The 13,514-nt window shown below is 38.3% G+C and carries 13 protein-coding genes and 2 pseudogenes; 4 read left to right on the top strand and 11 right to left on the bottom strand.

The annotated features are described in order from the left end of the window. Nucleotides 1–258: 258 nt before the first annotated feature. Complete coding sequence (locus BA1_RS11050) at nucleotides 259–843, top strand: ImmA/IrrE family metallo-endopeptidase (RefSeq protein WP_008358853.1); 585 nt, start codon at nucleotides 259–261, stop codon at nucleotides 841–843. Here BA1_RS11050 and BA1_RS11045 read toward each other — a convergent pair. Beyond that, a complete protein-coding gene (locus tag BA1_RS11045) occupies nucleotides 834–1,457 on the bottom strand; it encodes a poly-gamma-glutamate hydrolase family protein (RefSeq protein WP_008358851.1) in 624 nt (207 codons plus the stop codon). The two genes, BA1_RS11050 and BA1_RS11045, sit on opposite strands and share 10 nt — an antisense overlap. A gap of 245 nt (nucleotides 1,458–1,702) precedes the next feature. On the opposite strand from BA1_RS11045, the gene BA1_RS11040 reads away from it, so the two are divergent. Further along, nucleotides 1,703–2,074 carry a DUF5412 domain-containing protein gene (locus BA1_RS11040; RefSeq protein ID WP_008358849.1) on the top strand — a complete coding sequence of 124 codons (372 nt, stop codon included), beginning with the start codon at nucleotides 1,703–1,705 and terminating at the stop codon, nucleotides 2,072–2,074. A 39-nt stretch (nucleotides 2,075–2,113) separates the two neighbouring features. On the opposite strand, the gene BA1_RS11035 is transcribed toward BA1_RS11040, so the two are convergent. Continuing rightward, nucleotides 2,114–2,938, bottom strand: a complete 825-nt coding sequence (locus BA1_RS11035) for a methyl-accepting chemotaxis protein (protein WP_008358847.1) — start codon at nucleotides 2,936–2,938, stop codon at nucleotides 2,114–2,116. Nucleotides 2,939–3,138: 200 nt separating this feature from the next. Here BA1_RS11035 and BA1_RS11030 point away from each other — a divergent pair, with 200 nt between their 5' ends. Next, nucleotides 3,139–4,608 (top strand): NAD(P)/FAD-dependent oxidoreductase, encoded by a 1,470-nt coding sequence (locus tag BA1_RS11030; protein WP_008358844.1) that lies wholly within the window; start codon nucleotides 3,139–3,141, stop codon nucleotides 4,606–4,608. Nucleotides 4,609–4,639: 31 nt separating this feature from the next. Here BA1_RS11030 and hag (BA1_RS11025) read toward each other — a convergent pair whose 3' ends face one another. The 3 genes and pseudogenes from hag (BA1_RS11025) to BA1_RS19045 form a co-directional block, all read right to left on the bottom strand. Beyond that, the gene (hag, locus tag BA1_RS11025; RefSeq protein WP_008358842.1) at nucleotides 4,640–5,461 is read right to left on the bottom strand and encodes a flagellin Hag; all 822 of its coding nucleotides are present in this window, start codon (nucleotides 5,459–5,461) and stop codon (nucleotides 4,640–4,642) included. Nucleotides 5,462–5,749: 288 nt separating this feature from the next. Beyond that, a complete protein-coding gene (gene hag / locus BA1_RS11020) occupies nucleotides 5,750–6,661 on the bottom strand; it encodes a flagellin Hag (protein ID WP_008358840.1) in 912 nt (303 codons plus the stop codon). 232 nt (nucleotides 6,662–6,893) lie between these two features. After that, a pseudogene (locus BA1_RS19045) lies at nucleotides 6,894–7,058 on the bottom strand (Kelch repeat-containing protein); the annotation flags it as partial. 3 nt (nucleotides 7,059–7,061) lie between these two features. Here BA1_RS19045 and BA1_RS11015 point away from each other — a divergent pair. After that, nucleotides 7,062–7,691, top strand: a pseudogene (locus BA1_RS11015) (zinc-binding dehydrogenase); the annotation flags it as partial. 97 nt (nucleotides 7,692–7,788) lie between these two features. On the opposite strand, the gene alr reads toward BA1_RS11015, so the two are convergent. From alr to BA1_RS10985, 6 genes are all read right to left on the bottom strand, one after another. Then, complete coding sequence (alr, locus tag BA1_RS11010) at nucleotides 7,789–8,970, bottom strand: alanine racemase (RefSeq protein ID WP_008358833.1); 1,182 nt, start codon at nucleotides 8,968–8,970, stop codon at nucleotides 7,789–7,791. A 619-nt stretch (nucleotides 8,971–9,589) separates the two neighbouring features. Further along, complete coding sequence (locus tag BA1_RS18395; protein WP_008358831.1) at nucleotides 9,590–9,898, bottom strand: hypothetical protein; 309 nt, start codon at nucleotides 9,896–9,898, stop codon at nucleotides 9,590–9,592. Between the two features lie 299 nt (nucleotides 9,899–10,197). Next, nucleotides 10,198–10,374, bottom strand: coding sequence for a hypothetical protein (locus tag BA1_RS11000; RefSeq protein WP_008358829.1), 177 nt, complete (start codon nucleotides 10,372–10,374; stop codon nucleotides 10,198–10,200). Further along, complete coding sequence (locus tag BA1_RS10995; RefSeq protein ID WP_008358826.1) at nucleotides 10,364–11,482, bottom strand: Rap family tetratricopeptide repeat protein; 1,119 nt, start codon at nucleotides 11,480–11,482, stop codon at nucleotides 10,364–10,366. The genes BA1_RS11000 and BA1_RS10995 overlap by 11 nt, the downstream gene beginning before the upstream one ends. A gap of 180 nt (nucleotides 11,483–11,662) precedes the next feature. Further along, a complete protein-coding gene (locus tag BA1_RS10990; protein ID WP_232532047.1) occupies nucleotides 11,663–12,544 on the bottom strand; it encodes a hypothetical protein in 882 nt (293 codons plus the stop codon). Between the two features lie 56 nt (nucleotides 12,545–12,600). Then, complete coding sequence (locus tag BA1_RS10985) at nucleotides 12,601–13,092, bottom strand: hypothetical protein (RefSeq protein ID WP_008358821.1); 492 nt, start codon at nucleotides 13,090–13,092, stop codon at nucleotides 12,601–12,603. Between the last annotated feature and the right edge of the window lie 422 nt (nucleotides 13,093–13,514).

Raw genomic sequence — 13,514 nt, 5'->3', positions numbered from 1 at the left:
CATCAATCGGTGGCAAACGTAAGACAAATTTGTTTGTTTTCGTGAAAAGTCTATGGTAAAATTTGAATTCAATCGACGTTTTATCACAGCAGAGAACAAAAAAACAGGAAATACTTCCAATTCTCCTTGATTTTATGTTAAAATTGTTAAAAACAAGCCGATATAAAAAGTAAGCGATAGCTTTATTAGCCATTTAGTCCTATATGGACTTTTCTTTTACGGCAAAAATAGAACATACGTTTGTATGGAGGTTTTGAAATGACTTATTTTTTAACCCATTTAGAAGAAGATATTAAACGGTTATACGCTCAACTGCAAATAAGCGGTCCTGCCTATGTAGACATGCATAGGATCGCAGCTGAATTTCATGTATGGGTACACTACGAGGATACTGGCAGCATGATGGTCAAACATCAAGGTCTCTACAGTATTATTTTAAACAGAGCCTTATCACCAGAAGAACAGTGGCAGGATTTTGCCCATGAGCTTTGTCATGTGCTGAAGCATGTAGGCAATCATTTTAACATGCACAAACTCTTTCGAGAGTTGCAAGAGTTTCAAGCAAAACAATTCATGTATCATTTTTGTGTTCCCACTTTTATGCTACTGCAAATGACGCTTCCCAACCTAAGGCAGCAAGCCATTTTACAAATTGCTCAAACATTTCATGTCACGTGGGCTTTTGCTGAAAAACGGCTTGCCCTATTTGAACAGCGAAGAGCAGGCATTCGATTTCAAAAAGAATTTACTTCTTATTTAATGAGAGCGGACAATGTCGCAGAAAAAGAAATCGTGTATCAAACAAAGGAGGCAGCACACGAGACATCAGAGGTTTATTCATAGAGGCGCAGCACTTGTTTCAGTACACTTGTGTATTGATAAAATTGTTCGTTTTGTGTATCGCGCCGACGACTCCTTCTAAAGTCTTGAAAGAATGCTCTTCTCTGAGCTTGGCTGATTTCAATTTGTACGCTTTTTCCTGTGAGGCATTGATTATTAATATTTTGCGGATGAGTTCCAGAAAAACGATCAGATTCAGATAAAAGCAATGCATGAAAGCCATTTTCTGTGAGACGCCTCACAGTTTCCGCAGCTTTTTCTCTGTCAGTACCGCCAACTAATGTTTGAAGCACGTCTGTTTCTCCATAGCCGTGGAGCGCAAACGTATAATGGTGTGTATGCACGTGTGAAAGACAAATCGGCTCATCAAAACGAGTGCTCGTAATATGAAGGACATGATTGCCTTTCACTTTAAGACCCTCGAATAAATACATAGAATAATCACTTGCTAATTCGTATATGAGCTCACTCACACCAGATTCAATTCCTCCGGCATGAGGTGACAAGACCAGAAGCTGGTCCCCCTTCCGTTCATGAAGAATCTGATAATCCACCCCTTTTCTTTCATGAGCGGAAAGCTCTTCATAATTTTGATACGTATCTATGATTTGATTCATTTCATCTGCCCCATTCCTCTATATGAGCATAAGTCTACTGATCCCAAATTCTTTTGTAAAGTGTTTTCGAAGCATCTATCCCTTATGAAAGCATCCTTAAATTTTCCTTATTTTTACGTACATGCTGTTGAATTCCGAGATAAAATAACCGATAATTAAAATGAATGGAACTTTCGGACTATATGAATCTTGTTGTATTCTCTCTCATATATTAGAAATATTGCGACCTATATCTGGAGGAATTCATGTTTAAAAAGAAAACCACCATCATCCTTATAATCTTATGTATTAGCTTCGCTGGAATCATTTACTGGAAATGCTTCTCTCTTCAAGGCGTGTCTCATGGAACATTCATCCGCTCTATGTCATCACCCGATGGAACCTATGTCATTAACACTTATCGACATAGTGGAGGAAAGCTAAAGGAGAATGCAGTAAGAGCAGAAATTGAAAACAAACGAACCCATCGCAAGAAAACAATCTACTGGAAGTACCCTGATAAAGATCCTCTTATCCAATGGAAAAATGCACAGCTAGTTCAAATTGGACATGAGTTTTTAAACGTTGTCAAAGGTGAAACATACGATTATCGCTTTGACAAGAAAAACAGAAAATAACGAGCCATCAAAAAAACGAACCCTTTATGGATTCATTTTTTACGTTGACATCACCTTTTGCATAAATTCTTTCATTTCTTTGCTAACCATAGTCAATCGATCGACAATTTCACTAAACTCCGTCACAAGTAAAGCTTGTTCTGAAGATGATCCTTTCATATGGTCCATATTCTCAAGTAATGTATGTATATTAGAGGAAATCCCTTGCAACGAGCTTTCAATGTTTTCTGTTGCAAGTGAGGTTTCACTTGATAGCTTCTGAACCTCACTTGCTACAACACTAAAACCAGCACCCTCTTTTCCTGCTCGAGCTGCCTCAATTGACGCATTCAATCCTAGCAGACTTGTTTGTTTAGAGATGCCTTTGATCATTTTTGTAATATCTGATGTCTTTTTCGAGCTTTCAAGTGTTTGCTGCGTTTGTAAGGTCATTTCCTCACTTGTAGCAGAGAGCTCCTCTGAATGCGCCGCCACCACATGTACCTTTTCTTGAATACTTTGAATGATCTCATTCAATGACTGCATATACGCTTCCAGTTCTAATTGATTTTTGAGCGGAAAACCTAAAGCAAGTGCGCCGATGACTTGTTGATTTTCATCAAAAATCGGCAAACCCATTGCATTTAATGGCGTCCCATACACCGATTCAGGTACAAACATACTTGATGTTTCACCTCTTAGCGCTTTTTTCATATTCTGATCATCTGGTTTAATAGGGTCTCCTGCACGTATTTGAAAATCAATATCTTTCGATGGCAAATACAGCAAAAATTTCTCTCGATCAATGATACCAATCGTCACTTCATTCTTTAATATTTTCATCATATATGGTGCTGCTGTTACAATGCTCTGTAGTATATCCACTCTACCTACCCCCTTACTATTTTTATCGGTCTTTACTCTTAATTTAATCACTGTTTTTTAAAAAAATTTCATATTTACGAGTAAAAAGTATGTCATTTCCTTTCTGTATTCAAAAAAACGCAAATTTGCTATAATTAAAGAATCAACATATGATGAAATGGTCATGTAACCATTTTACGTATTCATTGGAGGCGCATGTTGTGACACAATCCATGAAGTATGAGCGGGCAATTGTCATTGGTGGAGGCATGACAGGAATGCTCGCTGCGAAGGTTTTATCAACGTTTTATGTTCAAGTATTGATCATTGAAAAGGATGAACTGCCAGACTCTCCTGAGAATCGTCATGGCACCCCTCAAGCCTTTCATCCACATAGAATGCTGCCATTAGGCAAGCAAATATTTGAACGCTTATTTCCCGGTTATACAAAAGAGTTACTTGAAATGGGCGGGTTCAACACACTGCATCAAACATCTCGATTTATTACTAAAAATGGAGAATTAGCGCTCACCGATACAGAAGAAACCGCTGTTACGAGACGCGCCATGTTAGAGTGGGTGCTCATGCAAAGAATGTTACGTGAGGAACGTGTTCAGTTTTTAGAAAAACATGAAGCGATCTCCCTTCAATTTGAGGAAGAAACGAATCAAGTCATAGGAATACAGGTCAAAGACCGGAGCGTAAAGCCAGGAATTATTCATGAAATGAAAGCAGACTTAGTCATAGATACGTCAGGAAGAATGTCTAAATTGCCAAAATGGTTGAAAAGCGCAGGACTGACCTTGCCGCAGACAGATGAGTTAAACGTGTCTCTTGGGTATAGCACAAGATACTACCAAATACCACCTGAGGCACCGAATCTGGAACCAATGGTCGTAGTTGGACAGCCAGATAAGCGGATTCCAACAGGACTGTTTGAACGAGTAGATCAAGATTTAGCAGCTGTTCTTCTCTCGGCAGCTGGCGGCTCACATTATCCGTCAACGGACGCGGATCAGTTTGATTTAGAGACCGCTGCACTCACCCACCCTTCTATAGCAGAAGCCATCACTCATTTAATTCCCTATACGAAGCCAAAAGGATTTAGAGTACCGGCTTGTGTGAGAAACCACTATGAACAAATGGAAGATTGGCCAAGTGGTTTATTGGTCATGGGTGATGCCTTGTGTACATTAGATCCCATTCATGGGCAGGGAATGACAAAAGCAGCGCTTGAAGCACACATACTTGAGCGTATGCTCAAACAAACACAAGAAAATAAGTCTTTTTCTTTCGAAAGAAACACTTTACAACAAATGCAACATGCCAATGAACTTGGCTGGTGGCTTTGTGCAATTGCTGATATGGCATGGGAAGGAGTCGAGTTAAAAGGAAAACCTATTCCTCATTTGACATTTGTACAAGAATTTTTAAATCATTATGTACAATATGCCATTCAAACAAAACAGCCTGAACGTCTTCAGGCATATCACAGTATGCATTCTTTCTTAATAGAACCGAGAAAAATCATCAACCTAGAGCAGCTGCAAGACATGATTCAAGCTGACGTCACTGGTGAAATCGCCCGCTGGTGGCATCAATGGGATCAAGAGAATGATGAATTCAATCGAGCTTTCTTCCATGAAGCTGTTCCTGACTTTCATTTACACCAGTTGCTGAAATCAAATTGACATAAAAAAAGCCCCCTAAAGGGCTTTTCGATTAACGTAATAATTGAAGTACGTTTTGTGGCTGTTGGTTTGCTTGAGCAAGCATGGCTTGAGACGCTTGAGAAAGAATGTTGTTCTTTGTGAACTCACTCATTTCTTTTGCCATGTCAACGTCACGAATACGAGACTCAGCAGCTGTTAAGTTTTCACCAGAAGCGCTAAGGTTGTTGATTGTGTGCTCTAGACGGTTTTGGACCGCACCAAGTGCTGAACGTTGTTTAGATACTGCTCCGATTGCAGCATCGATTTTTGCTACTTCAACGTCAAAGTCAAAACCATCTTCATTCACTTTAATATCTTTGACAGTCAATGTTTCAGCGTCCATTTTGCCGATCTTTACGTTGATATTTTGCTCAATGTTCGCTCCAATTTGGAATTGGAATCCATCCTCTACACTACCATCTAATAGATTCTTTCCGTTAAATGCTGTACGCTGAGAAATCCCATCAATTTCATCAACCAAAGCAGTAAGTTCTTCTTGAATCGCCGTTAAATCCTCAGTCTGCTGTGTACCTACGTTACCCGCTTGAACTGTCAACTCACGCATACGTTGAAGAATCGCATGAGTTTCAGTTAATGCACCTTCAGCTGTTTGAATAAGAGAAATACCATCTTGTGCGTTTTTAGATGCCATTTCTAATCCGCGGATTTGTCCACGCATTTTTTCAGAAATTGCAAGACCTGCTGCGTCATCTCCTGCACGGTTGATACGAAGTCCAGAAGAAAGCTTCTCCATGTTCTTTTGTCCTGCCCCATTGTTTGCAGACAAACGGTTTAGAGTGTTAAGTGCTGCGATATTGTGGTTAATTCTCATATTAAATGACCTCCATGTGTTTGAACCAATTAGACATCCATGTCCAAAAGTTCTGAATTAGAATTTTTTTGTAAGCCTTACAATCCATTTATCGAACCTTAATGGAATATGTTTAACAAAAAAGGGATAAATAAGGAAAAAGACTTATTCATTATGATCATTTCGCTAGAGTATGCCAAATTTAAAGGTCATTTTTCATGATTTACCAGAGGGATTTAAGAATCATAAAGCTGGAGAAAATGCGAAGAAAAAACAGCATAAAAAAAAGCCCCATCAAGGGGCCTTTCATTAACGTAGTAATTGAAGTACGTTTTGTGGCTGTTGGTTCGCTTGTGCAAGCATTGCTTGAGACGCTTGAGAAAGAATGTTGTTCTTCGTGAACTCACTCATTTCTTTCGCCATGTCAACGTCACGGATACGAGACTCAGCAGCTGTTAAGTTTTCAGAAGAAGCACCAAGGTTGTTGATTGTGTGCTCTAGACGGTTTTGAACTGCACCAAGTTTACCACGTTGAGCAGATACTTGGTTAATAGCTTCATCAACAATCTTCAATTGTGCATCGAAACCAATATCAGCTTCGTCAGCAGCATTGTCAGCAAATTTTGTCACATCGATATCATTTACAGAATGAAGAGCTGCGATTGAACCATCAGTTTCTTTAATTCCTAGTGCACTTGCACCCATATTTTCGATGTTTACTCCAATTTGTTGAGTAGCGTTAGCACCAATTTGGAAGATCAAGCTTTTTGTAGTAGTAGCATCTCCAGTATCTTTAAAAGTACCGTCTAACAATTTTTTACCGTTAAACTCTGTACGGTTTGAGATACCATCTACTTCTTCTTGTAATGCTTTGATTTCATCTTGGATAGATGTAAGATCAGTATCTTTATCTTGTGTACCAGTGTTTCCAGCTTGAACTACAAGCTCACGAACACGTTGAAGGATTGAGTGAGTTTCAGTCAATGCACCTTCAGCGATTTGGATAAGAGAGATACCGTCTTGTGCGTTTTTAGAAGCCATTTCTAATCCACGGATTTGTCCACGCATTTTTTCAGAGATTGCAAGACCAGCTGCGTCATCTCCTGCACGGTTGATACGAAGTCCAGAAGAAAGTTTCTCCATGTTCTTTTGGCTAGCACTGTTGTTTGCAGACAAACGATTTAATGTGTTAAGTGCTGCGATATTGTGGTTAATTCTCATTTCCTATTACCTCCATGTATGTGGGACCTGACAGACGTCCTTGTCTGAAAAAAGTCCTTTATTCTAGGGCTTATCAACCCTGACAATTCTATTATCGGACGTAGTTATGGGATGTTTAGCAGATTTTCAAAAAAATATCTTGTTTTTTATGACATTCATCCTAAATTTAACAATTAAGTGAAAATATAAAAAGCTACTGATCTATGATCAGCAGCTTTACAATTTATCACTATCAGTATTGCTTGATATCAAACATTAAAATATTTTGGTACACCACATAGTCTTTCTTACTTGTGAAAGGTCCTTTATTGTGTTCATCATTGATCTCATAAAAGTTCATGCCGATTCCAAAGCTTCTTTCTTTGTACCAATTTAGAAAATCATTGATCTCTTTCATTATTTAGGCCCCTTCGGCTGCGGTTTGATGACCGGGAGCGGTACTGTCTTAAATTCACTTGCTCCAGCACCAGGTACAAGCTTTGTTGTGTTTGGTACAGGCGCTGTTGGGTTAAGTGGGTTAATGGCAGCAAAAATCACAGGCTGTGATCCAATTATTGCCGTTGATATCCATGATAGCCGCCTTGAGTTAGCAAAAGAATTAGGTGCAACACATGTCATCAACAGTAAACATGAGAATCCAGCTGAAAAAGTGAAGGAAATAACGGAAGGTAAAGGGGCACATTACTCATTTGAAACAACTGGTGTACCCGAAGTCACGCTAGCTGCCCTTCATTGCCTGCGTGTCAAAGGGACTTGTGCAACAGTAGCAGTAGGTAAACGGGATTTAACATTTAATGTGACAAATGATCTCATGCTCAATGCTCTCACATTAAAAGGAGTGATAGAAGGAGATGCCGTTCCCCAATTATTCATTCCTAAACTAGTGAAATTCTTCAAAAACGGACAATTCCCAGTTGAGAAACTAGCAAAATTCTATGAATTAGAAGATATTGAACAAGCCTTTGAAGATTCTAAAAATGGCTCAACGATTAAACCAATCCTTATTTTAGATAAAGAGTATCGAGCTTAAGCCGTGAAAGTAGAACTTAAACTCATTAGCCCCCTTGCCATGTAAAGGGGGCTAATCGGATTTTCATTTGCTGTCCGCTTTTAGAAACAAATGGGCTTCACACATACATCACCGGTGTCGATATTTTAATCATCTGTCCACCTCGGCGGTAAAACCTTGGAACGCGGCGGCTTAATGTGGCGACGACTTCATAGTTAATCGTATTGAGCATTTCGGCAATTTCATCGACAGAAATTTCTCCGCCTTTTTGACGGCCGTAAATGACGACTTCCTCTCCCTGCTTTGCCTTCATGTCGCCTAAACTGATCATGGTCATATCCATTGTGACTCGGCCCGCAATCGGCACTCGTTCTCCGCAGAAAAGCATAAATCCTCGGTTCGATAAAGCACGTGAGTATCCATCTGCGTAGCCAATTGGTATCGTCGCAATCACTTCATCAGGCTTTGCCACATAGGTAGCGCCATAGCTGACCGTTCGAGGCTCTGTGACCATTTCCTTCACGAAAGCAATTCTCGCCTTTAAGCTTAGAGCCGGCTCCAATTGAACAGCGTCTAAGCTTTGGATATACGTCGAGGGATAAAGTCCATAAAGTCCGATTCCAAGCCGGATCATATCGGCGCTAAATTCAGGAAACGCAATAGCAGCAGCGGTATTGTTCATATGTACGGTCGGCAGCGTGATTCCTTGTTTTTTCAAGAACCGAAGAAAATCAATGAATATGCTATGCTGAAGCAACGTAAAATCGGGGTCAGGCTCATCTGCACTGGAGAAATGTGTAAAGATTCCATCCCATCTGAGCTTTTCACTCTTTTCAAGCGCCTCCACGACGGCCAAAAGCTCTTCCTTCGTTCGTACACCTAGTCGCCCCATCCCTGTGTCGACATTGACATGAATTCCAAGCTGATTCTGACTTTCTTCTTCCTCTAAGATCTCATTTGCTTGTTTGATCCAGTCAGCACGAAGACCGGATAAATCAATTTTCCAGGCCGCAGCTTTTTTCACACAGTCTAGTGGTGTAAATCCAAGGACGAGAATAGGGGCTTCAACTTTCGCTCTTCGCAATACAATTCCTTCTTCCAAACTGGCCACAGCCAGCTCTGTCGCACCACTTTCCAATGCTTGGCGAGCTACCTCCACTGAACCATGCCCATAGGCATTCGCTTTAACTACAGCCATAATCTTACTTTTTCTTGGAATATGCGCTTGAATCGCTTCAATATTTCTTTTTATTGCGTCAAGATTGACTTCAATCCAGACTTCCCGGCAGAGATTTTTCATTAATTGCTCCTCCTCATATCATAAGTGATTCTGATATCAATGTTCACATTCGCGTCTAGTCTATCTTTATTCATTTTTGAGAAAAACATTCAACCGCAATGACTGGATAACCCTTATCAGCAGTTCATTTTATATGTCAAAGAAAATGGGAAGACTGCCCGTTATGAGTAAAATGATTATCGCATCAATGATACTAAAAGCAGTCTCCCAGCCATTACCTACATCTATTAGAACAGTAAAATCTAAGAAAGTGATCTCGATACCTTTGATAAATAACACAATACTCCCCCTATCATGACCCTTCATTTACAAATTGATCTGGTCAAAGTACAGCATGGGGACATTCTGATGAATGAAGTGATGAAGAAGAAACGGTATCAAGCTTTGATTCTACTGACAACAGTCTGTTCTTTTAGTAAAAAACACTTAACCCCATGTTTTTTAAACTGTTTATTAATAGAAGAAAAAACATCACTCAGTAAAAGGCTGAATGATGTTTTTTCTTCAATGATGATAACATGTTCTGTACATGCTCAAATAAATAGGGTGTTGCAGCTTCATTGCAACAATTGATGATGACCGTGGCAATCATCCACACATGACCGAATGTCTTTTATATTTAACTAGTGAATGTTACACTTTCAATTTTGTTCACATCTATTAGACTAGTTGCAGTACCTCCAGCCGAAGTTGGGTCATTAAAAAATACAATGCCCGCCGTTTGGTCATAAGTGACAAAACTACCCGGTCCATACAAATAACCTGAATCACCAACGATATCGAGAGCGGTACCTGGTGTAAGTCCGGCAAAAAGCCTATTAAATTTTGATGAATTTGCAGTAGGGTTTGATGATTGGTTACGTCCAAAACCTACACTTTGCGAGATGTTTAAACCAAGAGCCGATAAATCCTGTGTGATATTTCCCAAGAAAATGCCTCCTTCTTTTTAATTTTTTCTATTCCGTACAGTCTATTCTCATCGAAATTTTTTGAATGAGCTATAGTGGAGTTTTACAAAAGAAAATGACAAACGAAGGACTTTTTTCATGAATTAAAGCATCTCACCAATTCCTACCTCGGACCAATCAATGACATTAGTATCGTATTGTTGATGATCAATTAACATATGACTAGAATGTAAGCCTCCAAACCTTTCATCATTAACCACATTCTGGCGACCAAAAATCCGTCTCCATAAAAAAACAGACCCCTTAAGGTCTGTTTTGTCTATATATTTTGAGATGTTGTGTTTCGATCGATCATCGTCGTATTTCGATCAATTTTTTGATGTTCTTCCATTGTTGTATTTCGAATTGATTTTGTTTCAATGATGTCCAATGTTTCTGCTGTTGAAACACTCAATAATAAAATGGATACAATCACTAGTAATCTTTTAATAATCATACAGACACTCTCCTTTTTGAATATCATTTTGAACTTTAAGGGCCTTTCTATAATATTCGGCAGCTTTTTCAAAGTCCCCCTTTTTTTCATAATATAATCCTATACTTTGAGCAAATGCCTCGACATAGACATATAGCTTCTTTTCTTCAAAAGCATCCAGCACTTCTTGAATAACTTCCTCATTAGAATCTATGTAAATCGCTTTTAAAGCTTTAAATAACATCACACACAGCCAATCATTTGCCTCTAAGGAGCACATAAGACCATCTTCCACGAGCGAAGCTGCTTCAGCAGGCTGACTAGACTTGTATAACGACCAACTCAAGCTAAATAAAGTGATTGGTTTTATCTCAGTATTTTGTGATGCAATAATGTCTAACACTTCTCTGTAGTGTTTGATTGCTTCAGCGTACTCTTGTTGTCGATCATATGTATTTCCTATGTTTAAGAGTATTTTGGCAATTAACATGTTATCGGCTAGCTCTTCAGCTATAGAATAAGCTGTATTTAGATGCTCTAATGATTTTTCATATCGCTTGAAATCATCATAATTCCCTGCAATCACAATTAAGCATTGAATTTGGCGAACTTTATATTGCTCATGCTGCTTATAGATGTCTAAGGCCTTCATAATATGATGCATTGACACATGCGTTTGTTTCATAATGTAGTATGCTTCGGCCACTTTGAAATGAAACTCTGCTTGCTCAATATCGTCTACTACCAGTGCAAGTTGCTTTTCAGCGATCTTGTAATATTGAATAGCCTGTACGTACTCTTTCCTGCTGAAATCATACATGCCCCTAAAGAAAGCATTATAGTATTGCAACATTCCAGAAAGTTGATGATTTGAATTTTCAATTTTATCGACTAGGTCTGCAATGGATAAAGATCGCTTCTCTGAGGGTTTAATATAATCAAGCATAAGCTGGTGGCGAAAGCACATCAATTGATAGTAAATGAGTAAATCCTGATCTTCTTCCATTCGTTCAATTTCCTGTTCTACCTCAGCTTTCAAAATCTCTGCATCTGGAACACTAAATTGCCGAATCATCTTATACCATTCATTTATTTTCACACCGACATGTGAAGAAAGAACTTTCTCCATCACTTAATCCCCTTCCACTCAATTCCCTTATATGACATTTATTATCACATGCAGGGATTGACAAAGCACCGAAAAGATACCGCAAAAAGAACAAAAAGAGCTCCTTTAAAGGAGCCGCATCGACACAATGTTCCCTGTAAACCCAATCAATATAATTAATCATCCACACAAAATTGCCTCTTATGGTTGGATTAACGTTCTAATAGAAGAATAGCCTCTAAAATTCACTTCTTCAAATGTAGCACTGTGATCAAAAGGTGCAGGAAAAGCGATTACTTGAAAATTTTTCTCCTTTTCAACTCTTGGCAATTTTATTTTATAAACATTTGTTTTTTCATTTTCTACAGATACATGCAGCACATGTTTCCCATCAATTTTTTGTTGTTCGTGTTCCGAAAATGCGACTAAAGCATAATTCATTTTCTTTTCTCTCGAATTATCCACTTGGAGATAGACAGGCATTTGGCTTTTAGAAGTATATAGCACTTTATTTGACATTTTGCCTGAAGCCATGAAAATTTCCTCTCCAGTTAATTCATCCGTTTTATATGTTGGAGGTTGTTCACTGTCAATCTTGTAAGACGAGGCATTTTTTGTGATATATCGCATAATAAAGTTTTCTTGTAAGCCTGTGGCTATATCTATATCTTTGTCTTTCAAGTGATACTTTGCTTCAGGAACGATCACAAATGCGATTTCCCCAACCTTTTTTGGTAATGCAGCTTTGATTGGTAATGTAATCACCTGATCTTTAGTCATCTTAAATGTGTATGATTTAGCTGGTCTATGGTCATCTGCCGAGAATTCTATCTGCTTAAAATTTGCTAGTAAGAGTAACGTGTACTTTCTATCTGCGTCTATATAATGTGAGAAGGACAGGACTTTGGTCATCTGGTTATTTTCAATGAATCCGATATCTAATGTATCAAGCAGTTTTCCTTCGGGTTCATACAGACCATATGAAACGGTATCCGTTCCTGGACCAGTAACATCCATCATTTCATCATTATAGTCTTTATCATCAGAAATTTTTTCTTGTCTGATAAATAAAATAAATGTCACTAGTAATACTATAATAGTTGTTATGAATAAAATTGTTCTACGTCTCATCATCACTATTAAATGTTAAAAGTCTTTTGGCGACTAACCGTTTTATAACCACTATCTTTATATAATGAGTTTCCGATTGCTTTGCCTTTACATCCCCAACCTCCGTCTACGCCACCGGCAGCATTTGCTCTAGCATAGTTAGATTTCTTCGCAGAATCGGTTTTGCTTTTGGAAAGTCCGCCATCTCCCCCATATAGTCGTGATTTTGCTTCAATATAATCAATTTTCCCTTTTGATTTCGCTGTCGTTAACATGCTGTAGTTACATTGAAATATTTCACCAATCAATCCGCCAGTTTTTCTTAGTTTCCAATTCGTAACATAGTCAGCTTTGGCCAAAGTTTTGTTAGTTGAATGTGATACGGAATCAGTGGCAGAATCCTCTGCAATCGTTATCCATTCAGTTTCATTTTTATCAATATTCGTTGCTGAAACAGTTGCAGGGAATATCGTGCTAGCTAAAAATATTGAAGACAGTAATAATGTATTGCTTTTTTTCATAATGTAAACCACCTTTAATCCATTTTTAGAGTAAATACATATACATTTAATTCAATATAATGGTATCAAGTTTGAATGAGTATACATTTTTGGATATTCGACAATATCACTGGTTTCCTCCATTAGAGTCTGCCCCGCTCTTTTGATAAGGGTCAAGATTATTCCGTAGTTCATCACCTATAATTAATTGATCTAAAAGCTGAAACTCCCTTAATTACATATATTTACTTACATTACATTTATTATTACATATTGGAATTTATGAATCACCGAAAAGAAACCGCAAAAATAATTGAGAAACAAAGCATGATGCCTTATTTACACACGAATAGCTCCTTAACACGTTTAAATTCTCATCACAAAACAAAAAAAGCAGACTCGTTTAAGTCTGCTCAGACCGTAGACAAACCCCACCTTTACTT

The organism is Bacillus xiamenensis, from assembly GCF_000300535.1.
Classification (GTDB): domain Bacteria; phylum Bacillota; class Bacilli; order Bacillales; family Bacillaceae; genus Bacillus; species Bacillus xiamenensis.
This window is presented reverse-complemented; position numbering and strand designations above follow the sequence as displayed.

What these genes read in the sequence shown, in the direction of transcription:
- hag (WP_008358840.1), bottom strand. Translation starts at nt 6,661, where the DNA reads ATGAGAATTAACCACAATATCGCAGCACTTAACACATTAAATCGTTTG.
- BA1_RS10985 (WP_008358821.1), bottom strand. Translation starts at nt 13,092, where the DNA reads ATGAAAAAAAGCAATACATTATTACTGTCTTCAATATTTTTAGCTAGC.
- BA1_RS11000 (WP_008358829.1), bottom strand. Translation starts at nt 10,374, where the DNA reads ATGATTATTAAAAGATTACTAGTGATTGTATCCATTTTATTATTGAGT.
- BA1_RS11050 (WP_008358853.1), top strand. Translation starts at nt 259, where the DNA reads ATGACTTATTTTTTAACCCATTTAGAAGAAGATATTAAACGGTTATAC.
- alr (WP_008358833.1), bottom strand. Translation starts at nt 8,970, where the DNA reads ATGAAAAATCTCTGCCGGGAAGTCTGGATTGAAGTCAATCTTGACGCA.
- BA1_RS11040 (WP_008358849.1), top strand. Translation starts at nt 1,703, where the DNA reads ATGTTTAAAAAGAAAACCACCATCATCCTTATAATCTTATGTATTAGC.
- hag (WP_008358842.1), bottom strand. Translation starts at nt 5,461, where the DNA reads ATGAGAATTAACCACAATATCGCAGCACTTAACACTCTAAACCGTTTG.
- BA1_RS11045 (WP_008358851.1), bottom strand. Translation starts at nt 1,457, where the DNA reads ATGAATCAAATCATAGATACGTATCAAAATTATGAAGAGCTTTCCGCT.
- BA1_RS10995 (WP_008358826.1), bottom strand. Translation starts at nt 11,482, where the DNA reads ATGGAGAAAGTTCTTTCTTCACATGTCGGTGTGAAAATAAATGAATGG.